This window comes from Segatella buccae ATCC 33574, from assembly GCF_000184945.1.
Lineage (GTDB): Bacteria > Bacteroidota > Bacteroidia > Bacteroidales > Bacteroidaceae > Prevotella > Prevotella buccae.
In genome coordinates, this window is sequence record NZ_GL586311.1 from 599,426 (window position 1) to 621,730 (window position 22,305).

The 22,305-nt window shown below is 43.6% G+C and carries 19 protein-coding genes and 1 pseudogene; 4 read left to right on the plus strand and 16 right to left on the minus strand.

Annotation, left to right across the window (positions count from 1 at the left end; genetic code table 11):
• The 8 genes and pseudogenes from HMPREF6485_RS14090 to HMPREF6485_RS14305 all read right to left on the minus strand — a co-directional run.
• A pseudogene (locus tag HMPREF6485_RS14090) lies at positions 1 to 263 on the minus strand (hypothetical protein); the annotation flags it as partial.
• A gap of 5 nt (positions 264 to 268) precedes the next feature.
• Positions 269 to 949 (minus strand): FRG domain-containing protein, encoded by a 681-nt coding sequence (locus HMPREF6485_RS02335; protein WP_044125741.1) that lies wholly within the window; start codon positions 947 to 949, stop codon positions 269 to 271.
• The gene (locus HMPREF6485_RS02340) at positions 946 to 2,754 is read right to left on the minus strand and encodes an FRG domain-containing protein (protein ID WP_004344397.1); all 1,809 of its coding nucleotides are present in this window, start codon (positions 2,752 to 2,754) and stop codon (positions 946 to 948) included. Before HMPREF6485_RS02340 ends, HMPREF6485_RS02335 begins: the two co-directional genes overlap by 4 nt.
• A 67-nt stretch (positions 2,755 to 2,821) precedes the next feature.
• A complete protein-coding gene (locus HMPREF6485_RS02345) occupies positions 2,822 to 3,343 on the minus strand; it encodes a helix-turn-helix domain-containing protein (protein WP_004344398.1) in 522 nt (173 codons plus the stop codon).
• A 197-nt stretch (positions 3,344 to 3,540) separates the two neighbouring features.
• Positions 3,541 to 4,437: an HIT family protein gene (locus HMPREF6485_RS02350; RefSeq protein WP_004344399.1), complete on the minus strand. Its 897-nt coding sequence runs from the start codon at positions 4,435 to 4,437 to the stop codon at positions 3,541 to 3,543.
• 5 nt (positions 4,438 to 4,442) lie between these two features.
• Positions 4,443 to 5,513, minus strand: a complete 1,071-nt coding sequence (locus tag HMPREF6485_RS02355) for an HNH endonuclease domain-containing protein (RefSeq protein WP_044126216.1) — start codon at positions 5,511 to 5,513, stop codon at positions 4,443 to 4,445.
• A 2-nt stretch (positions 5,514 to 5,515) separates the two neighbouring features.
• Positions 5,516 to 6,577 (minus strand): RelA/SpoT domain-containing protein, encoded by a 1,062-nt coding sequence (locus tag HMPREF6485_RS02360; protein ID WP_004344401.1) that lies wholly within the window; start codon positions 6,575 to 6,577, stop codon positions 5,516 to 5,518.
• Between the two features lie 16 nt (positions 6,578 to 6,593).
• Positions 6,594 to 6,809 carry a helix-turn-helix domain-containing protein gene (locus tag HMPREF6485_RS14305; protein ID WP_004344402.1) on the minus strand — a complete coding sequence of 72 codons (216 nt, stop codon included), beginning with the start codon at positions 6,807 to 6,809 and terminating at the stop codon, positions 6,594 to 6,596.
• 297 nt (positions 6,810 to 7,106) lie between these two features.
• On the opposite strand from HMPREF6485_RS14305, the gene HMPREF6485_RS02370 reads away from it, so the two are divergent.
• A complete protein-coding gene (locus HMPREF6485_RS02370) occupies positions 7,107 to 7,499 on the plus strand; it encodes a hypothetical protein (RefSeq protein WP_044125743.1) in 393 nt (130 codons plus the stop codon).
• A gap of 410 nt (positions 7,500 to 7,909) precedes the next feature.
• Here the strand turns inward: HMPREF6485_RS02370 and HMPREF6485_RS02375 are convergent, their stop codons facing one another.
• The 8 genes from HMPREF6485_RS02375 to HMPREF6485_RS02405 all read right to left on the minus strand — a co-directional run bounded on the left by HMPREF6485_RS02375 (position 7,910) and on the right by HMPREF6485_RS02405 (position 16,695).
• Positions 7,910 to 8,272: a hypothetical protein gene (locus tag HMPREF6485_RS02375; RefSeq protein WP_248622202.1), complete on the minus strand. Its 363-nt coding sequence runs from the start codon at positions 8,270 to 8,272 to the stop codon at positions 7,910 to 7,912.
• Between the two features lie 65 nt (positions 8,273 to 8,337).
• Positions 8,338 to 9,192: a hypothetical protein gene (locus HMPREF6485_RS02380; RefSeq protein ID WP_004344406.1), complete on the minus strand. Its 855-nt coding sequence runs from the start codon at positions 9,190 to 9,192 to the stop codon at positions 8,338 to 8,340.
• A gap of 2 nt (positions 9,193 to 9,194) precedes the next feature.
• The gene (locus HMPREF6485_RS02385) at positions 9,195 to 11,399 is read right to left on the minus strand and encodes a CHAT domain-containing protein (protein ID WP_004344407.1); all 2,205 of its coding nucleotides are present in this window, start codon (positions 11,397 to 11,399) and stop codon (positions 9,195 to 9,197) included.
• A 44-nt stretch (positions 11,400 to 11,443) separates the two neighbouring features.
• On the minus strand, positions 11,444 to 12,373 hold the full coding sequence (locus HMPREF6485_RS02390) for an AbiTii domain-containing protein (protein WP_004344408.1): 930 nt from the start codon (positions 12,371 to 12,373) through the stop codon (positions 11,444 to 11,446).
• Between the two features lie 48 nt (positions 12,374 to 12,421).
• A complete protein-coding gene (locus tag HMPREF6485_RS02395) occupies positions 12,422 to 13,669 on the minus strand; it encodes an ATP-binding protein (protein WP_004344409.1) in 1,248 nt (415 codons plus the stop codon).
• A 154-nt stretch (positions 13,670 to 13,823) separates the two neighbouring features.
• Positions 13,824 to 15,113 carry a hypothetical protein gene (locus HMPREF6485_RS14310; protein WP_004344410.1) on the minus strand — a complete coding sequence of 430 codons (1,290 nt, stop codon included), beginning with the start codon at positions 15,111 to 15,113 and terminating at the stop codon, positions 13,824 to 13,826.
• Between the two features lie 22 nt (positions 15,114 to 15,135).
• Complete coding sequence (locus HMPREF6485_RS14315) at positions 15,136 to 15,318, minus strand: hypothetical protein (protein WP_004344411.1); 183 nt, start codon at positions 15,316 to 15,318, stop codon at positions 15,136 to 15,138.
• Between the two features lie 255 nt (positions 15,319 to 15,573).
• Positions 15,574 to 16,695: a hypothetical protein gene (locus tag HMPREF6485_RS02405; protein WP_004344412.1), complete on the minus strand. Its 1,122-nt coding sequence runs from the start codon at positions 16,693 to 16,695 to the stop codon at positions 15,574 to 15,576.
• Positions 16,696 to 17,159: 464 nt separating this feature from the next.
• Between HMPREF6485_RS02405 and HMPREF6485_RS02410 the strand changes: the two genes are divergently transcribed.
• From HMPREF6485_RS02410 to HMPREF6485_RS02420, 3 genes are all read left to right on the plus strand, one after another.
• Positions 17,160 to 18,395, plus strand: coding sequence for a nucleoside recognition domain-containing protein (locus HMPREF6485_RS02410; RefSeq protein WP_044125749.1), 1,236 nt, complete (start codon positions 17,160 to 17,162; stop codon positions 18,393 to 18,395).
• Between the two features lie 194 nt (positions 18,396 to 18,589).
• Positions 18,590 to 20,083: an oligosaccharide flippase family protein gene (locus HMPREF6485_RS02415; protein WP_004344414.1), complete on the plus strand. Its 1,494-nt coding sequence runs from the start codon at positions 18,590 to 18,592 to the stop codon at positions 20,081 to 20,083.
• Positions 20,084 to 20,111: 28 nt separating this feature from the next.
• Positions 20,112 to 22,238: a S46 family peptidase gene (locus tag HMPREF6485_RS02420; protein ID WP_004344415.1), complete on the plus strand. Its 2,127-nt coding sequence runs from the start codon at positions 20,112 to 20,114 to the stop codon at positions 22,236 to 22,238.
• The last annotated feature ends 67 nt before the right edge of the window (positions 22,239 to 22,305 follow it).

A 22,305-nucleotide genomic window follows, 5' to 3' on the forward strand; every position in this document is an offset into this window, starting at 1 on the left:
ACCTTTCCAGTTAAGAAGCTACCATCCTTATGATATGTAAATTCAATATATGAATGAATTGTTGACTTTTCTATCTCTTCTTCCGTTAGATAGCCTTTATCATCTTCTTTGTTATTATCCGTTTTATGGTTTATATATAAATTCGAGAAACCTGAGAATTTAAAGTCAGGAATGTTTTTTGTTCCAATATTTACTACTTGAAACAACATATAGAAGTTTCCTTCCATCTCAAAATATACATTCAGCCGTTCTCTATTATCCATAATTATTATTTTAGTGCGTACGGATATCTTAAACTATGAATATCGACAATATCTATACACAAACAATCCAATGATGGCATTATGAAGGACCGAGTTATTCCAATCTTTTCAAGTTTGTTTAGAATATTCCGTTTGCATTTTGCGGGGATTACATATTTGGCAGAAATATGCTCAAAATCCTCTTTCCATGGTTCTGGATACAAAATAAATAAACCATTTTGATTCTTGTATCTTACATCTGTCATATTAGGATATAACAATGTGATATAAGGAAAAGCAAATATATCACTCCCTTCGTTATAGATTTCACGTGAAAACTCATAACTTTGAAACACCACACCATCTTTGTCAAAGTTTGAACAACATGCAAAGTACAAAGCTATTAATGGATTGTACGTCCAATCAAGTAATCTTGTGGGAAGTCCATAATGCTGTGCAAGGAACAAGAATTCTTTATCATTTTTTGGTCGAGCGTCCGTATACATAGAATACTTACGCTTAAAGTCATCAAAGATTTCGCGTTCATACTGTTTCAACACACTCTCCTGTCCTTCTTTGAACAACCTGCCAATAGATGGAATCAGTTTATAGTCCAAAGAAGATTGTCCTCTAAAGAAGTCCGTCTCAGGAAATCCATATTGACAGGACATAAATTCTTCTAAACTATCAATAACAACCTCTTTCATTGCTTCTCAAATGCCCATTTATACTCATTTCTCTGCGGTATACGCATTAAACAATTTTTATATAGTGCTGCATCTCCACCATAGAAATAGATATCGCTACAAAATTCTTCCCACCATCCATCTTTTATTGATTGATAGTATTTATCAAGTAATTCTGGCGTAAACGATGGATGATAAGAATCGTCAATTGTAATATTTCTGTCTTTCAATTTCTGGCATATACTATCAAATGTCTCTCCCGGATTTCTCGAAACATTCAGTCTTACTGTATCTGCAGAAACGATGCCATTCTCTAACCTTTGTTTGTATTCTGTTTTCCATATTTCCTCCAGTATATCCATTGTAAAATACTTCTTTCCATCGTCCGATTGTTTGAATATTGCATCTGAAATAGTAGGACAATGGCGAAAGTAGAACTTCTTGACTTGAGGCATAGTTTTCAAGTCCACTCCCTTGTTCATTCCCAAAAGGAATCCATGTTGTGCCCCACTACGCATAAACACTTGCTTTCCTATTACAGATAATTCATAACCTTTCTTGGGGGCAAATGCAAATGGCATCTGCAGTTCATAGCAATATATCATGCCTAACTTATCTGTATCATGTACAGGTTTATATTCATCAGTCTTTCCATCATAATTGGTCGTTGCAAAGAATTTCGCAGCATCTACATCAGATGTCAAGTCTAAGAAACGTGTCTTATGATAATAGTGCTGGGCTAAACCTGCAAGATTCATTAGGATACTGAAATGGTCATGCATGATTTCTACACCATTTTCCAGTAGTTTCACCAAAGGATGAGTTTTCAATAGCAGTTCCATTTCTTGCGACCAAATCAAATCATCTAGGAAATATGTTTTTTTTGCATCGCGGAACAAATTTGGGGCACAAGGTTGGGGGTAATCCTTACTCTGTCCACGATACAGGAACTTCTTGCCGTATAAGTTAGGCTTTAACGTAAAATGAAACTTACCATCCGAATGGATTTGGTTCTGATTGACAATAAATCCATCTGCAGGAATGCTTGCATTATGATAAAAGGAGACGTAAGCGCTGGCCCATGGTACACGGAATTGTCGAAAGTTTAGATCATAAAAATACTGCTGTGAAGCAATATCTTTCAGCAATGTATCATTTGCGTATGCCTCATCTTCAAGTTTCCGAATATAATCAAAAGCCTCATTTACATCATCGAACGGATTTTCCTCAGTACCTTTCTCCGATTGGTCAATAACCCTTATTGTCGTTTTGTGTGGTTTCGTATAATATCGGTCTGCATATTGCCTTTCATCGTTCTGAGTTAGTCTGAATTTCCACACATTGTCAGCTTTCACAAATTCTTTAGACATCAAGTAGTACTCAGTATTCATCCCCAATTCATCTTTCAGCAATTTCTGAGTACGTATGAGCATCGGTTTCACCATTTGGGGGAATGGAGGCATGGGAAGAGTTAGTCCTTTTAGAGTTTGTAGAGCGTAATTAAATGCTAAAGCGTCATGTATTGTCTCACCAGCATATTGATTGAATCCATTGGGATTTTTAGCCTGCTGATACAGCATCCTCACCTTGCAATATACTTCGCAACGTGTTCTCGTTGGAGTCTCGTTCTTTATTTCCAGATTAACCCAAGACTCATCAAGAACCAGACATCCGTCGGGTGTAATCTCTGTATGTTGTGGGATGCCTGCATTGGCCGTAATTTGAGGAACGTAAAGAATTCGTACATTCGACATATCAAAGTCAAGGATGTCACATGCCTCTTTGACATATCCTCGGACTACCTTATCTGCTATTGTCGTGATCATGCTTTGCAATAATTCTTTTTAAGGTTTATTCCACTTTATACAAATCCTCATCCCCTTGCTTCTGCAATTATTCACGCCTATCTGTTGGAGAGCACTTGAAGTCGCGCTTGTAGGCGAAATAGAGATTGGTGCGCGAGCCGAGGCCACTGCGGTGGGCGACATCGGCGACGGGCAAGGAGATGTAGCGCAACAGGTCATCGACCATGCGCATCTGATAGGCCTGTCGGAAATCGACGCCACGCATATCTGTGAGCAGGAATATGAGCGAATCAATGTCACCGACGCGGGTACCGTTGCGCTTACAGAAGGCTGCAATGTCAGACTGGCCCTGAGACAGGTAGCGCAGAAACTCATCCATGACGTTGATGCCCATCGGTTGCAGGTTTCGCTCCAATGGCACATACGTCATGTGGCCGTCCTCGCTATAGCGACGGCGGTGGATGAACGGAGATATATAGAGGTCGTTGATAGTGAACTGCGGCTTGCCTACTAACACACACGGCTTCAAATCAAGTCCGTGCCTGTACTTGTGGTCGCCATACCAGCGGTCTTTAACCTTCGAAGCCTTTCCTTGCTTGTCGTATGCCATGCCTCTTCTCGTTTTAATCCTAACTTATGCATAGTTTGTTAACCAGCTCGCGACATGGTAAACGTCGTATGGGTGCGAGGTTATCCATGTAGCAATATGGTTAACGTCGTTTATACACAAGGTTAACCGTATTGCGGATTGATTAACGACCACGCCTCTCATTACCATGTCTCTATGCTCGTTAGTCATATTTCTTCCTATTTATTGCTGTCCTTTGCGGATTTTGAGCCTTTTGTCGAATAGCTTTGCTTGCTTGGAATCACGCCGCGGACACCTCCCTTGGGGGTGGGCACGTCGCCTTTGTATCTTGGAATGACGTGCATGTGGCAGTGGAAAACCGACTGGCCCGCCGCCTCGCCAATGTTGATGCCGACGTTGTAGCCGTCGGGGTGAAAACGCTCGTCAACCTTTTGCTTCACATATTGCAGCACGACGTTCATTGCTTCTCGCTCGTGATTAGTAAGGTCGAAGAAGTTAGCAACATGGCGTTTGGGAATAATCAGAGCGTGCCCAGGTGAGACAGGATAACCATCATAGAATGCGACACAGGTAGCCGTCTCGCAAATTATCTCAACGCGTCGAGACAAACGGCAGAAGGGGCAAATCTCACCTTCCTTACGAGGCAGTTTATTGAAGTGCTGATACTGATAAAGTTCATAACTCTTGTTGGCTACCAGACTCTTATAGGGCAACTTCACATTGCACTGATAGGTGTATTGCTTGTGAATGACATGCAACCGGAAACCTTCTTCCGCCAGGTCTCTACGCACAGCAAAGTAAGCAACGCCCTTTGGTGACAGCAGATTTGTAACATTCATCAGTACCTCAGTCTGAGCGTATGGCTCCAGCACATTCAGCACATAGTTGCAGATAATAGTATCAAACTTACCTTCGGGATAGTCGGGGCGATAATAATAGTCATAGCCCGTGATGTTATATCCTTGACGCTTCAACTCATCCGTATCGAAACCAAAGCCGAAATCCAGTATTTTTCCTTTTAGCAAATTGTGCTGCAAAAGATTGCGTGTCGGTATGGATAATTCCGTTCGCTTAATAGCCGTCAGATACGGATGATTGATTTTCTCTGGTTCCATTGTCTTTAGTATTTCCACGTCTCAAAGCCCATGTTGAGGGCAATTTGATTGATGGGGTTAAACGTCCTTTCGTAGATTTTACGAAACTTTTCTTCACTCATTGCAGCCAAATCTTTTGCCGAATAGCCAAGAGATAAAAAGTCCTCCATCACTTTCGGCTCCTTATCGGCATTTATTAAGACCTGCAAGGAATGATGCTGCAATGCTGCGAGTTTTGGCAGATAATAGTCCAAGTCTGGCAACTTATCACTCTTCGATGAATTGATGCTGCCGTTCGACGGTATCAAGTTCCACAGCAGATCATAACACACAAAACTCCACGGAATGAAGTGGTCAAGGTCATAATCTTTTGGATGCAGAAGTTTGTCTGTATAGATACAATGGATAGGGCCGCCAATCGTCATCACCATATCCCAATAGTTGTGCTGCTTGGTCAGTGAGTTTCTGGCCTCAGGGCGAATCAATTTATTGGGGATGGCTGGCACATTGGGATTTCTCGTTTGCAGAAACAAAGTCAGGTTCCAGTAAGCAAAATCCACTAGAATGTTATAGTGCGTATGCAGATATGCGTCCCACGCCTGATTCAGAACGATATAGAAATCCGAGCTATCTTTGTATAGAGCGTATAGGCTTCCATTTTCTAATGTCTGGGAACGTCTAACCATTTCTTTGTCATCGGATGAGTCTATCCAAGGCCGCAGAAAACGATAGGGAACATTCAACGTAAGCGTGTTTAATAGTCGTTTTATCTGCTTGTCTTCCAATCTGCTTTGCAAACCGTCAATAATCGTCTGAGAACTGGTATCAATGGGAATCTGAGTGATGTGCTGTAGTTCCATCACAATATCAAACAGCGAATCACTCTTGCCAAAAGACAAACGGAAATAGTGAATAGGATACCATGCATTTGCCACCATTCTGATAACAATATCCCACACACTGATTTGTGGATTATCCGTCTTGGCATGTATCTGCATAATTGATACAAACCAAAAGAATTTGTACGTCGCTACCGTGTTTGAGAAAACCTTCCCTAGGCAGTTAGTGGTCAATATATCTGATTTTGGTATCTGCATTATCATGTTTTTTGTTTTGCCCAACCCCATTTTTCGCAATTCCGCATCATAGTATCAATAGCATTAAAAAACTCACTGGTGTCAAGGAAATAACTAGGGTAAGCTTCTTGCAATTGTTGCATTTGGGGCACAGAAACAAGTACAACAGCATTTCTTCTTTCATCTGCAGTTCTTTCTAATCTATAATATAAAGCAGAAACTTGTTCTTCGTTTTCTTTTGGGAATGCTTTAATGTTCACTCTTTGGGTGGAAAAGTTGATGTTTAAGATATAATAGCCATCCTTGTAGTTTTTTTGTTTGGCTATCGTATTTGATACTCTCAAAGCTTTTAGTGTATCATTAAAATGGTTATTTGCATTCAATGAATATAATTTCACCATTAACTCTTTCATGTTATAGTTTAGATTCTTATGCTCATCGAGAATTGGTGAACTCTCCTTAATAGCAAAGAGTGAGCTAACAATTTTAAAAAAAGTAATCCAACTTTCATCGCCTAAACTCGATTTCAATGCCGTGCCAGTTACAAGTTCTGCTGTTTCTACAGCCATTGCCCATGAATGTTGTAATTTTGTTCTTAATTGTAATTCTATCCTCATTCCATCAACATCACTATTTGTAGAATGGAATTTATATATAAAATGAATACTCCGATAACCACTTATGTTTTTCGGTTTTTCAATATAGTTCATCGGAGCTTTAGTGAACTCAAAATATTCAGGCACATTATTTGTTATAATTGAATATGCTTTATTAAGATTTCCCATAGTTGGTACAATGATTCGTAATCCTCCTATATCTTGCATTGTGCCAAGTCCAGACTGAGGGTTTCTGTCTAACTTGTTCAAAATTGATGAAATACGTTTTAATCTGCGTGAAGCCGCAAATATGCGAATATTATTCTTTTTTAAAAGCGGGACAATACTATTTTGCAACTCATCAAGAGCAATAAGATGCAACGTCCTCCAATCATCGATGATATTGATTGCACGCTCAACTTCATTTTCATCTGTTGATGTAAGTGCGATATTCCCAGCTTTACTAATTTGTTTACTTCCGTATTTCACAATCGTATAAAATTTCTTAAAAGTAAATGTACTTCTTGTTTATTAAATCATACAATTCCACTTTCAGTAACTTTGTTATCCGCAAATGCATCTCCAACGGAGGCTGTGATGAGTTGGTACACCACTTTGATACAGTCGTTGGCGCACATCCTAACTGTTTGGATAGCCAGAGATTGGACTTCTTCTCTGCCAGGATTACCTTCAAGCGATTGAGGTCTTTGTTATTTGACATTATGATACAATGTGCTATTCAGTGTAAAATTACACATTTTATCTCAGACTAGAGTCTGATTAGCCTTGAAAGTTATCAAAAAGAGTAAATTTAATGAATTTCGTTCACTTTAAGGGGCGATAATCATGGTAAAACCACTCATAAATTGCGCATTATAAACTCAGTTAAGGACAATAACTATGGTATAGCATCAAATATCTTTGTCAGATAAGAAACTATTCTTCTTCCACGTTGCCACTTTGAACTCTTGGAGGCTTCAAATTTCTTCTTCTCATACAAAATGAAAGAGTCGACCCTTTGGGCTGGGTCGTACTTGTATTCCTTGTTAGCGAATTTACAGATAGCACGGAGAAAGACAGCAACTGGTATGTCTGGGTCAAGGTGATTAGAGCGAATGAGTGCCGTCTTGATGTAGGCGATTTCGTAATCATGTTCCATGTCGTTGAGAGCAGTTTGGATAGCGTCTTTCAGCGCCCATTTGTCATCGGCAATGAGAGTGTCAGCAAGGCTCCGTTCTTCTTGCAGGATGGTTCTGCGGCCATGCTTGCCTTATGTAGTGGCAAGGGCGGTCTTTATGGTCTGGCGCAGTTCTGTATCGACGACATCCTTGGTCTGCTTCGTCCACTCTGCTTTCTTGTCGAGTCCCTTCGTAACACTTGTCTCCACAAACTTTTCGACTACTGCCCTTGACACTTTTACGTATGTAGGATACCTGTTTGACCTCCAGACTTATCTTGCTCAATGCCGTTGAATTCTTTGGAAGTCCGTGAACAAAGCAAACGTAATACAATGTGCACATCAGCAAGGAATTGCTGCCAGCAAAGATCTGATTACAAAGTTTAAAGAATATCTCAGGCAATGCTTGCATGGAAGATAGCATTATTCTCTTTGGCAGAGTTGTAAGTTCGTCAATGGAATGACCTTCTCCAAAAATGAATTCTGCCATCTGAATGAAGGCAATGACTCCCCAAACTCCTGAGCGGTCACGGAAGGAATTTGGGGAGAAACATCTATTGCCATAGCTCCATGTTCTCCTATCCACGAGAGAGGGGCATTGCTGCAGTATCAATATAGAAATAGAGATAATATGTGCTAAGAATTTAAACACCAAGAAACTCCAACATCGTTTCTTTATGGTTCAAAACCGCATCCTTGAATCCGTTAATACACATCATCAATTTCCCATTTGTTGAAACCACAGGTACACCAAATTCTCCAACAATAAGCGGAAACTCCTTCTGTCCAATTTCAATAAACAACCTATCCTTTGTGATTTTTGATACAAAAGTGTATTTTTGCGGATTGCATTCATGAGTTAAATGCTGAAACCACGAGGTGTATGAGTTTATATATGAAGGGAACTTGTCGATAATCACCACTCTGAAATCATCTCCATGTGCATCCATACCCAATCCCAAAATCTCATTCAGATATAAGTCCCCAAATGAATAACCTATAATCATCAATCGGTTGTTCTCAATAACCTTTCTTGCCAAATCCGACAGATAGACGTTATTGGGAGCGAATGTCATCTTCTCTGTTTTCCTCGAACCTGATACAATGACTGGCTGTAAATTCTCTTCTTTCGCCTGATTAGAAGGGGAAGCTGTCCTCCAATCCTGTTTTTGCATGCAGTCTGATAATCTCTGTTCTTTACCATATCCCGAATGCTATAATCAAACGGGGATTCCCTTGCCTCGCTGAACAATATTTGACCATGAAGATGTGCTATTGTTGAAACTCCTCTTCTGTTCTCATAATAGCGCTTTGCCGAAAAGCGGCTATAATCCTCTCCATCTTTGATTGAAGGAAATCCATCCTCATATTCGTCAAGGCTATTCTCTATTGTATTGTCATAATTCAGATTGAATATGTTCGATCTTCCTGACATGGATTTCCAAAAGTCTCGATACCATTGTTCCGCTAATTTATCCTCATTGAAAGCTGTATCGTATTGGTCAACAATATCCATTACTGTCTTTTGCAACTCATCTGCCGCCCTGATATAATCATACGTCTGAAGATCTTTTAGGAAATCGTTAGGTTGAATTAAGGTTCCGAACTCTGGAAGCGCAAGCCATGATATATATTCCTTATGCCAGCAGCTACTATATGAAATGCACATCTCTATGACATGCAATAAGTTCTCAAAATTTAATTGTGGTGGAATAAAGCGATTAACTTCTGGTCGTCCTACTTGATTCTGTTTCCCAACAATATAATCATTAATTTCATGCAGAAGCGGTCTTTCACCTCCATCCACTTTCTGGATGCTCAGTTTAAGCACCTCATCCGTGATATTCTTTACAGAAGGAAAAATGCCCTTGTGGTCAAAGTCCAAAACAGCACCGGCCCCCACAATAATTGTTACTGCATCATTCATAACTACCAATTCTCCTCTTCATCTGGAAATTTCAAACTCGTTTCAAAACGAATCAAGTCCGCCCTTCCTAATGTAGAGTACATTAAATAATGCGGGATTATATTTTGATAGTCTGCTCCTAATCCCTTTGTAAATGCGTTTGTATTAAGGTTTTTGTATATCTCTCTACGTTTGCGGAAGAACATGCTCTCCGTCGTAAGACGGATAAGGGTATCAATATCTATTTTAACGTCCCTATTTACAGTTCTGTATATCGGTGCTTGTATATAGGATGTCCTCATCAAGTGAGACATAAAAGCGAGCCAATTATGATGAACATTTTGAGATGCAGCAATGTTCAGGTTGTTCAGCAAACGGGTGTACAAGGTGGTTGCGGGCTCTATCAGAACCGGCATATAAGATGTAGTTACTGCGGCAGCCCCTAATTGAAAGAAAGCATTGGCTATTGTCGATACAGTATTATAAGTTGTAAAAGTATTACAGGCAGAAAGAAAAACGAGTCTTGGATGAATATCACTCTTTACAACATCGTCTCCAGAAATCACCTCGCCGCCCATTTTAAGATATGACTGATGGTTATCTTCATCCACGCCTCCATGAGTATCAACAATCAGCAGTAAAGGATCTATTTCCTTAATAGTATTAAAGAACGCCTCTTTAGTTAGGCATTTGCATATTTGGAATCCTAACACTTTTGACAGAGCGACTACAGGTTCCTGAGCTTTTACAAAAGAATCCTCTTCATTGCCAAATATTACAAGCGTATGTTTTAAAATATCCTTTGGTATGTTGAATGGAATAAACTTACACTCCACATATTGGCTTAGCATACCAGCCGCAGGAGTTTCAGGTATTCGGCACACATCATGAGAAAAGCCCAGAGGTATACCGTCTATCATCATCCATTCTATAGGAAGATCTGTCATTGCCACTATTTGCGTTACACTCTTTTTCAGCAATTCAACTGTACTAGGAACTAAAGACTCTGAAGTTATCTTTTTCCCTATTGTTTCCATCGCTTTGCGTATCGATTTATTTTTGCTCGGTGCTGAAGCTAACTTCTCAATATTCTTGATACCGACAAAAGATAATTCCGAATTGATATTCTTCCCCATAATTGGTAACCTCAAATAGGGCGAGAATCGCATTGAGCAATGCAATAATCCGGCAAGGTCAAATAGACGCATCCGTGGTTCTAGAAAAGCACTCTGAAGACTCTGGAAAAGTAAAAATTCTTCTGGGGTTTTAACAAAACGTTTACTATTCCATACCGTATAATTTTTGGTATAATAATAACCTAGGATTGTCTCGGCGAAGTCTGCCATCCTACTCTCCTCTTGTGTCATCTCAGATGATCTTTCCACTTTGCGCATATCTATGCTAGTGTATGGCATAGCCAGCACAAGTGGAGCACGAGACTGGTCTTCAATGGTTTTCTTGTCAGGATCATTATACGCAACCATTGTTTCAATAGCTCGTATACGTTTTATTTGTTCAATGAGCAAATCTTGCCGGGCTGTCCCATCTTTATCAGCTAAAGCATTTTTCGAAGCTTCCACCTTTACCTTTATTGATTCCTCGTCGGACAATTCTTTTGAGTACCCCCAATTCCCTAAAATAGAATTAAGTATCTGTGTATTTACTCTGCTTGGTGAGAATACATACCCTTTGTCATGCACTTCTTTCTGTAAAATAGGAACAGAGAAAGGTAGACGTTCTTTATCTATTTCGTAATGATTAATAGCAAACTCATAAAACCATTTCCACACCTTCTCTTTATTAAATGCCTTTGCACATTGAACTGTCCAAAGGGTCTCTACTTCTTCATATAAGATGCAAAGTGTGTCAATGTCTATTTTACCAGCAAAAAGAGCATTATATGTTTGTATCGATTGTTCATTATCCGTACAAAGTAATATAACTCGAGGTTGGTCTTTAGTTAGTTCCAACAGTCTTTCTATGGAAAATTGAGGTGTATCTGGATAAATCATTTGCAGGTCATAGCCTAGTTGCAGTCCATAGTGTTTCATTTTTTCATAGTACTCAACTCCATAAACAAACTGAAACATACTTTGTGGCAAATTTCCAAGATAAAAAAGCATAGAGTTCACCACAGACATAGGAGGGACATTCGTGAACATAGTATTGTCACGTGGGTCCAGCAAAGCTATATAGCATATCTGTGGATAAGTTTTCTGTTTCATCATGTAGCGTAACAATAATCAACAAGGTTCGAACATAACTCTCGATTTTACGACAAATAATCTATCGCTTTCTTAACCAATTCTTCAATGGTGGTTTTACAGGAAACAGTCGCACCCCATGTTAACGCCTTGAATGATTTCTTCAAGAAAGAACTATTAGGCTGAGGTTTTGATAGTTCCATCCGAATATCGATCAGCTCTCTAGCAATGTCGTTAAATTCGTCATCTGCATCCTTAGCCATCCTTTCTATTTCATCAGCTAACGAATTCAGTTTTGCAATCACATCAGCTGAAGGTGACTGTTCAATTTTGGCCGCAATTGTAGCATTGTTTGCCTCAATTGTGCCAGGTCCCGTCTGGACAATGCCTGCTGTGATGTTATTGGTTATTACCTGATGTATTTCTTTTTTTGCAGAATTTGACTTCAAATCCAACTCTCCATTGAAGACCCGCTCATTCAAATCCATAAACATGTCTATGATACGGCCTTGTACATTATCAATGATAGTTTGGAATGTTGAAGGCGAAAGTACTTTATGGACATTTTGGATATGGGCCTCGCCTAATACTTTCTGAACAAGCACCTGCTCATAAGGGGTTAATGACATGGCCACATCTTTAGGATGCTTTGAGTACTCTATGATGGCTGAAATAGTATCGCAAAAACGGACAGTCATTATTTCCTTATACTTTTCAAGCCCCAAGTTAGCTACTGGCACGCTCTGACCACTCAACTTCCATGCACCAAACCCTCGTGATACTATATAGTTTGCCTTTATTTCTACGGCATGCGTTATACGATACTCTGGAAGTTCTTGATCCTTATAACCAGTTACGAACTCACAGGTATACCAAGATTTCAACTTCTCATCTCCTAATAACCTAACAATAATCTGTATTTTACTGGAAACATCCGTCAGGCTCTTGTTATTGCCAAGGTCTAATAGTACCTCTTCAATGAGTTTCTTTGTATCCATATCTTAAATGTATTTGTGTCCATTAAAAAGATTCATGCTCTCTATAGTCTACATCAGCCACTTCCACACCGGCACCACAGATATTTCCTTTTCTGTGTCCTCCTCATCATACGTAATCAGCAGGCATTTCCAGTCTTCGTGCGCTTTGGCATACTTGACCAGTGGTGGTACCTCCCTGTTGTAAGTGGTCTCATCCTTGATGCTGTAGGACACTTGTATAGCAAGCTTCTCGTCAGGCACAATGAAGTCTATCTCCTTCTCCGCATTTAGGAAAAACACATTCTTTTTGCCACACCGCCTGCACAGTTCTACCGCCACCATGTTCTCCAGTAGCGATGTCTCTGAGTTCATCAGGAACAGGTTCAGTAAACCGTTATCAACGAAGTAGTATTTCTTCTGCATTTCTTTTTCTGTCAGCTTCCCAATCTCATTCTCCATGGGCAATATTAGCCAACTGTCAGCGGCATAATCCGCATAGTCTATCGTAGTAGGCACACTGATGGGCGACCCCGTTGCCATTATCACGTTCTTCAGTCTGTTATACGACAGCGGTTGCTTCACGCTTTCTGCCATCTTCTTGATCAGGATGTTCAGCACCCTGTCGTTCTTAATGTTGTTTCGGGCACAAATGTCACCCAGGTAGATCTTCTGGTACAAGCTCGAAAGCATAGCCCGCTTGTTCTTAAACGAAAGGATCTCTGGCAGACCGCCGTAATAGAAATACTCATTCAGATGTCGCTTCACTTCGCTTCTCTGAATCGTGTCATACTCCCAATGCTCCCTCAGTTCCACCTGCTGCGCTGCTAGATACTCTTTGAATGAATATGGGTACGCATCGTAGATAAAGAACCGTCCGCCCAACGTAGTTGCCACCTCCTTGCTCAGCATCTTCGCATTGCTACCTGTCACATACACCCTGTATTTCGCATCAGTCAACCTACGCACGAACTTATCCCAATGCGGAATGTTCTGCACCTCGTCCAAAAACACCACCGGCTTCTTACCATACAGTTCCAGATGGGCTTCCAGCAGACTGTTAAAGTCTTCCGTCTGGAATTCCGCCAAACGCTCATCCTCAAAGTCCACAAACAGAATCTCGTCCCATCCCTTTCCTTCCGCCTGCAGCTGACGCACGCGCTGATACAGCAGATACGACTTACCCGCATGTCTCACGCCAACTATCACATAATTGCCATTCTCTTCAAAGTCTATGGGACGGTTCACAATCACCGCCTCATCCACTTCGCGCTGCTTACTAATCAGGCACTGTTTGATGACATCTTTACTAATACTCATATAAATTATATTTAATAAGAATTGCGCAATCTTATAAAGTTTGGTTTACAAAATTAGGTATTTCCTATAAAACAAAATTAATAACCTCTGTTTTTTATGATATTTTTACACTTTTTTTATCACGAATCATTATTTTCCATAACCTATACTTGTGCTAGGGTTTGTCTATTGTATTTGGCATTGCCCTAAACACTTCTGTCAAATACGATACAATCCTTCTTCCACGTTGCCACTTTGAACTCTTGGAAGCCTCAAAATTCTTCTTCTCATACAAAATGAAAGAGTCAACCCTTTGGGCTGAATCGTACTTGTATTCCTTGTCAGCGAAAGAACAAATGGCACGTAGGAATACCGCAAAGGATATGTCAGAACTAAGATGATTGGAGCGGATGAGTGCCGCCTTGATGTAGGCTGTTTCATATTCGTGTTCCATATCATTTAGTGCAGCCATTATAGCCTCCTTCAATGCATGTTTGTCATCGGCAATGAGAATGTCATCAAGGCTCCGTTCTTCTTGCAGGATAGTTCTGCGGCCATGCTTGCCTTGCGTATTGGCAAGGGTGGTCTTTATCGCTTGGCGCAACTCTGAATCTTCAACACCCTTGGACTGCCTGGTCCACTCTGTTTTTTTGTCGAGTCCCTTCGTGATACTGGTCTCAACAAGGCTTTCAACGATGGCTTTGACGCTTTCACGAATATACGAAATCTGTTTGGTGCCAAGGCTAACCTTGCTAAGTGCCATCGCACTTTTGGACAGTCCGTGGTCATAGCAGACATAGTACAACGTACACATCAATAGGGAATTGCTACCTGCCATTATCTGATTGCGAACTTTAATGAACATCTCTGGCAACGCTTGGATGGCAGAGAGCATGATTCTCTTTGATAGAGTAGCCATTTCATCGGCAGAATGTCCTTTGCCTAGAGTGAATACCGCCATCTGAATAAAGGAAGGCGATGAATCCCAAAACTCCTGAGCGGTCACGAAGGGGATGTAAATATGCTCGTCGTCTTTCTCGCTCTGGTCTTCGTCTGCTAGACTGAATTCCCTAATTAAGAACTGCTCTCCTCGCTCTGTAGTTTGCGCAAGGTTGGCATCACTCTTTTTACCTATGGTTTCCGTATATACCCCGAAGCGCAAATAGCCTTTCAGCTCCATCAGTTCATCGACAACACGAGTGGCGGCAGCTGCTTTTTCGTCGGCAGACAAGACAACTTCCGAATTGGAAGCGAACAACTTCTGGCATTCGATAAGCACGGAGGCTGGCACAAAGCCAACAGCCATCTTGAAAATACGTTCAAGACAACTGAAGTCGTTGCGCTCCACCTTCATCATATCCGGGGAGAAGCGCGAGTATTCTTCTGTATGCTCCTGCTTCCACGAAAACACACGTTCCATGGCTTCTCTCATGGCATTCTTCTGGGAATCCTCAAAAGGTCTCATATCCGTTCTCCTTTGCTATGTTCTACTTCTTTTCCAAGAGTTTAAGAAGCATCTCTGTTTTCTGCTCCTCCGTCATGTTCTTGATGTCCTCCACTGTTACTTTTGGCTCCATATCCAACAATTTGCTATTAAACTCGAACATTGTTTCCAACGGATATTGAGCAATGTATCTTTCTGTAATGGTCTTGTCTGTCGAATGTCCCATACTCTGTGAAATATACCTGTCCTCTACTTGGGCATGGGTTAGATTTGTTCCGTAAGAATGCCTGCACCATGTTCCCGATGGGCGAACCTCCCAATTTAATACATCCTGAGAGATTTTGATGACGCGGTCTTGCACATTTGAGTTCTCCTGAGAGATTCGCTTGCGCTTAATAGCCTTATGCGTAGCACCCTGAAGAATGTCAGGGAATACGAAGCCATTTAGAACTGGTTCTGCGGCAATCTCATCAAGAATTTTCTATAATGGTTCTATGATGGGGATTATTATTTCACCGCCCCCTTCTGTGCGATTTCTGGTCTTCACCCGTTTGAACTTGAATGCTTTCCTGCCCGAGTCGAAATAGAATTGCGAATACTTAAGTTCGGCTGCATCGGCCATATTGAAACCGTTACACAGGTATTGGGCAAGGAACAATCCCAATGAATAATGGGCATTTTCAACATAACCTTTCTTCCATGTGTCAGGATAGCGTTTATCTATAAACACCCGATACAGTTCTGTCATCTGCTGGACATTTAGGTAGTGGTTCTTCCTTGTGTCGCCGACAGGTATCGCTACGAGCTTCTTTTTCTTGACATTAGAAAATGGATATTCTTGATTGGTAAGATAGCCCAGCGATACGCATTCATTCCAGACGGCACGACAGTTTCGGAGATAAAGGCCTCTTGTTGCCTCGCGTATTTGACCTATTAACTCACCATTCTCGTTCAGCACACCATTTTGCATTCCGTTACTCCAGTATTCAATATCTTCTTTTCCTACCTTAAAACCAGTAATCGGTCTGTCCCAGAGAATCTTTTGAAATGACTTCATGGCACACTCGTATGACTCAGCAGTGGTGTATTGCTCCCCATTGTTGTTGGTCCTAAAGAAATTAATCCTATCCTGCCATACGCTAAAGAAGGAAGCTTCCTTGGATGTGTCTACACCCGTTATGGCAGTCTTAATTCTATCGAGCGTCAGACTATTTCCCAGACGCTCATTAAGCTCTACTTGCCTCTCAAAGATGGCATCAAATTCCACCTTCTTGTCATAGAGTTCTGAACGAACCGCCTTGGCACTGAGCGTACATATCTTTGAAAAATCCTCTTTCGTAAACTCGCCAGCCACAAAGTTGTACCATGACTTTCTGTCTATGGTGTAGCGCATTGCGACAGGAAACGTGTTTCTGTCTTTCTTCGGATGACGCTTGTCAAGGATGAGCGCATAGGTGCAAATTCCGAATCTTGCGCTCTTATAAGTTGTTTCTAATTTCTTTGCCATTTCTGCCAATAGTCTGGAGGTTTCAACTTCACATTTTTCTCTATTTTGGGAAAACAATGGGAAAACAAGTACCCTCATTTTCTTCCAAAATCCCATATTTTCCGATGATTATCGGGAAAACAATGGGAAAACAGAGACGTTTTGATACGGAGTTTTACAGAGTATCATAAACTGGCACAAGATAGTAACTATTTGCGAATCAGCAATAAAGTATATATTAAAAAATCACAAAACATCAATCTGTTTTACTCATAATCTGGAGGTCCCTGGTTCAAGCCCAGGCTGGTCCACAAATAGGTTTCAAAAGGATGTCAAACAACACGTCATTTTAGCCTTCAAAACAAGGATAATCGCTATAAAATCAAGGTTTTACAGCGATTTTTCGTTTTTTATCCATATCCGTTTGACTGCCTAAAGAGTCAACCAGCAAGTGCAATATTACGCATAATATTGCACTTGCTGGTTGACTCTTTAAAAACAGAAAAAGCCGCTCAATAGGGCGGCTTTTTTGTTGATATCTTTTGAGATAAACGGAAAAAAGAGTATTTTTGCATCTTGATATGGTATTGAACTACATTTGGATAGCGTTTTTCGTGATAGCGTTCCTGTTCGGACTGGTGCAGCTGGGCATGGGAGACACCACCGTGTTTCAGAAGATGGTAGACTCCACCTTCGACTCTTCCAAGAATGCCTTTGAGGTTTCATTGGGCTTGACGGGCGTGCTGGCCTTGTGGCTGGGCATCATGAAGATTGGCGAGCGGGCCGGTGTGGTGAATGTGCTGGCCCGGGCGTTGAGTCCGCTGTTCACCAAACTGTTTCCCGACATTCCCCGCAACCATCCTGTGATGGGGTCCATCTTCATGAACATCGCCTCCAACATGCTCGGACTTGACAATGCTGCCACACCCACAGGACTGAAGGCCATGCAGCAGATGCAAGAGCTGAACACGAGGAAAGAGACAGCCACCAACCCGATGATCATGTTTCTAGTGCTCAACACAAGCGGCCTGACCATCATTCCGACAACGATTCTGGCATTTCGGGCTGCCAACGGAGCCGCTGCACCTACCGATGTATTTATCCCCATCCTCCTTGCCACCACCGTGGCCACGCTAGCCGGCATTATCATCACGTCGGTTTGGCAGCGCATCAACCTGTTGCAGCCGGTGTTGATGGCTGTACTTGGGGGGCTGATGGCTTTCGTGGGACTGATCATCTGGGGCTTCGGGCAAATGGACAAAGACACGATGGCGACAGTGACCGGTGTTGCTTCCAATCTGATATTGCTTTCTATCATTCTCATCTTCATTGTTTCCGGGTTTTGGAAACGCATCAATGTCTACGACGCTTTCATCGAAGGGGCCAAAGAGGGCTTCACCACCGCCGTGCGCATCATTCCCTACCTGGTGGCCATCTTGGTGGCTGTGGGTGTATTCCGGGCTTCAGGGGCGATGGATATGCTTATCAACGGCATTGCATGGGGAGTGGAAAAATGCGGACTAAACACCGATTTTGTGGGTGCATTGCCCACGGCCCTGATGAAGCCCTTGAGCGGGAGCGGAGCCCGAGGCCTCATGCTGGAGGCGATGAAGAACTATGGTGCCGATTCGTTTGTGGGTCGTTTGAGTTGCATTTTCCAAGGCAGCACCGACACTACTTTCTACATTCTCGCCGTCTATTTTGGCAGTGTGGGCATCAGGAATACCCGGCACGCTGTGGCAGCCGGCTTGTTGGCAGACTTGGCCGGAGTCATCGCTGCCATATTGGTTGCGTATGTCTTCTTTGGGTGGAGGTAAAGAGGCAAAAAAGTAAAGAGATATGAGAGCGGAGAAATATCACTCTATCAAACAAGATATAAACATCATAATAGGGACATTAGGCAACATTATTAAGAAAATAAAAGATAAGAATGAGTAGACAAGGTCACCCAAAGCCTGTCAAAGTAGGAAGTTTACCTTTTTACTCCTTTATCTTTCTACCTTTATAAGTTATGGCAAACTTAAAATCACTCGTCAAAGACACTGCTATCTACGGCATCAGCAGCATTGCCGGCAGGTTTATCAACTATCTGCTGGTTCCCATCCAGACTGCAGCTTTTGCAGCCTCAGGGGGAGAATACGGGGTGGTGACCAACATCTATGCCTATACGGCGCTGCTGTTGGTGCTCCTCACCTACGGCATGGAAACCACGTTTTTCCGTTATGTCAACAAGACCGGGGAAGACGCGGGGAAAGTCTACCCCACCACGCTCATCACCGTGGGCACCACGTCGCTGCTTTTCATCGTCGTTGTGTTGGCCTTCCTGCCGCAGATAGCGACTTTCATGAAATATCCCGACCACCCGTCGTGGGTAGCGGTGATGTTTGTCTGTGTGGCCATCGACGCCTTCAAGTGCATTCCCTTTGCCTACCTGCGCTATCAGAAACGCCCGTTGAAGTTTGCCGCCTTGCAGCTGCTCAACATCGTGTTGAACATCATTCTCAATGTGCTTTATCTCATCGTGCTACCCTATTTCCACCTCAATCCCTTCGGCCTCTACGATGCCGACTTCACCCTTGACGTGGGTATGGTGTTCTATATCAATCTGGTATGCACGGCAGTGGTGCTCCTCTGCTTCAAGACCGAACTCACAGGCTTCAGCTACCGATTTGACCGGGCGTTGCTCAAACGGATGCTCCACTATGCCTGGCCGCTTCTCATTCTCGGCATTGCAGGCATTCTCAACCAGACATTTGACAAGATCACCTTTCCTTATCTCTATGAAGGGAGCGATGAAAAGGCGCAGTTGGGCATCTATGGGGCCGCCGCCAAGGTGGCCATGATCATGGCTATGATCACCCAAGCCTTCCGCTATGCTTACGAACCATTCGTATTCGGCAAAGCCAAGGAGAAGGACAACCGTGCCACCTATGCCAAGGCCATGAAATATTTCATCATCTTCACCCTCTTGGCCTACCTCGCCGTGATAGCCTATCTCGACATTCTGCGCTACATCATCGCGCCAAGCTACTGGCCAGGCCTGCGCATCGTACCCATCGTGATGGCCGCAGAAATCATGATGGGCGTCTACTTCAACCTCTCATTCTGGTACAAGCTCATCGACAAGACCATCTACGGGGCCTGGTTTTCCGGTATCGGGTGTTTTGTCCTTGTAGCCGTCAATGTCATATTCGTGCCCCGCTACAGCTATGTGGCCTGCGCCTGGGGCGGTTTCGCAGGCTACGGCACGGCCATGCTCCTGAGCTATTTCGTGGGGCAGAAGAAATACCCCATCGACTATCCCATGAAGGAAATCATGATCTATGTAGTGCTGGCGGCGGTGCTCTGTGGCGGTATGACGCTGGCCAACGACTCCCTGCCAATGTGGGGTTCGGTAGCTGTTAACACCTTGTTGATAGGCGTTTTCATCGCCTATTTGGTAAAGAAAGACTTTCCGTTGGCCTCACTTCCGGTCGTGGGAAAATATTTCAGCAAAACAACATAACAATAAACATTTATAGCAACACACACAAATGAAAATCAAGAGCCTTATCACCTTTCTGCTTTTCCATCTCCTCGCCTTCCTGCCTTCCAAGGCCGACGAGGGCATGTGGACCATCTACAACCTGCCGCAGGCAGCCTTTGAGCAGATGCAGGCAGAGGGATTCCAACTCACCTACGACCAACTCTACAACGGCGAAAACGCTTTGAAGAACACCGTGGTCAACTTCTCCGGGCACTGCTCGGGCGTGGTGGTTTCACCCGACGGGCTCGTGTTCACCAACCACCATTGCGGGTTTGAAGCCATACGCAGCCATTCCACCGTGGAACATGACTATATGCTCAACGGCTTTTACGCCAAGAGCTACGCCGAAGAGCTGCCCAACAAGGATATGTTCGTTGGTTTCATGGTGGAGCAGAAAGACATCACCGACAGCGTGATGGCGCTTGGCTACGACTACATGACCAGCGACCGTCGCGAGGCTGTCATCGACTCGCTCCAGACGGCCATGACCCGTGAGGTGAAAAAGCAGGACTCCACGCTCCATGTAGAGATAGACGCTTTCTATGAAGGCAACAAATGGTATGCCACCACCTATCAGAATTTCCCCGACTTGCGTCTGGTGTTCACCGTTCCCAAGTCGATGGGGAAGTATGGCGGCGAGACCGACAACTGGATGTGGCCCCGGCAGACCTGTGACTTCTCCGTGTTCCGCGTGTATGCCGACCCCAAGACCAATCGTCCCGCACCCTACTCCAAAGACAACGTGCCCTACAAGCCCAAGCGTTGGGCCCGGGTGAGCCTGCAAGGCTACAAGGACGGCGACTACGCCATGACAATGGGCTATCCCGGCAGCACCTCCCGCTACCTCTCGAGCTACGGCATCAAGGAGATGCGCGATGCCGAGAATGCCGTCAGGGCACAGGTGCGGGGCGTGAAGCAGGAGGTGATGATACGCCACATGAGGGCCGACGAGGCTGTGCGCATCAAGTATGACTCCAAGTATGCACAGAGCTCCAACTACTGGAAAAACTCCATCGGCATGAACAAATGCATCGATTCCATCGGCATCATAGCTCAGAAGCAACGCTACGAAGACCGCATACAAGCCTATCAGGACTCCACAGGCTATCTGAAAGACAAGCTCGACTTCGCCTTATTGAAGCACCTCTACGGCAAACGCTTCAAAAGCCGCTACACCTTCATGAACCTTTGGGAGGCCTTCGGGCGGACGAGCGAGTTTGCCACACGCGCCCGCAAACTCAATGAGGGCATGGAGATACACGGCCCGGAGAACAACGAGAAGAAACAATACGTGATGTTCAAGGACAACAGCGACACTTGGGATGAGGCTCTTGACAAAGAGGTGCTGGCCGCCATGCTCAAGAACTATCGCGAGCATGTGGATGCCAAGTATCTGCCGGCTTTCTACACCCAAACGATCGACAAGCGGTTTGGCGGCGACTATACGCGCTACGTGGACTATCTCTACAAAGAGTCGGCCATCATGAAGAGCGGTCGGAAGCTCTTCATCAACAGCAAGGCCTACCGGAAAGATCCGGGCGTGAACTTCGGACTCGACCTGCTCGAAGTGACGGGTGACCTGCGTGCGGCCATGAGCGAAGTGAAAGACAGCATCGATGAGCAGGAGCGTTATCTCTGTGCGGCCAAACTGCGCATGGAGGAAGACATGCCCCACTACTCTGATGCCAACTTCACCATGCGTCTCTCTTATGGGCAGGTGGGCGGTTTTGAACTCGACGGGAAGCCATCGGGCTACTACACCACAGCCGAGAGCCTTGTGGAGAAAATGAAACGGGGCGACAAGGTGGTCGACTATTTTGCCGAACCTGTCATGCATCGGTTGATGGGCGAGAGTGATTTCGGCCGCTATGCCGACAAGACCACCGGCAAGATGCAGCTCTGCTTCCTCACCAACAACGACATCACGGGCGGCAATTCCGGTTCGCCGATGTTCAATGGCAAGGGGGAACTCATTGGTCTGGCTTTCGACGGCAACTGGGACAGCCTCTCAAGCGACATCAACTTCGACAAGCGGCTGGCCCGCTGCATCGGCGTGGACATACGCTATGTGCTCTACATGATGGACAAGTGGGGACATGCCGACCGCCTTTTACAGGAAATCAACGCACAATAAACCAAACGAATCCGGAAAGTATGCCGCACTTTCCGGATTCATTCGTTTTCCCTCCCGGGAGATGAAG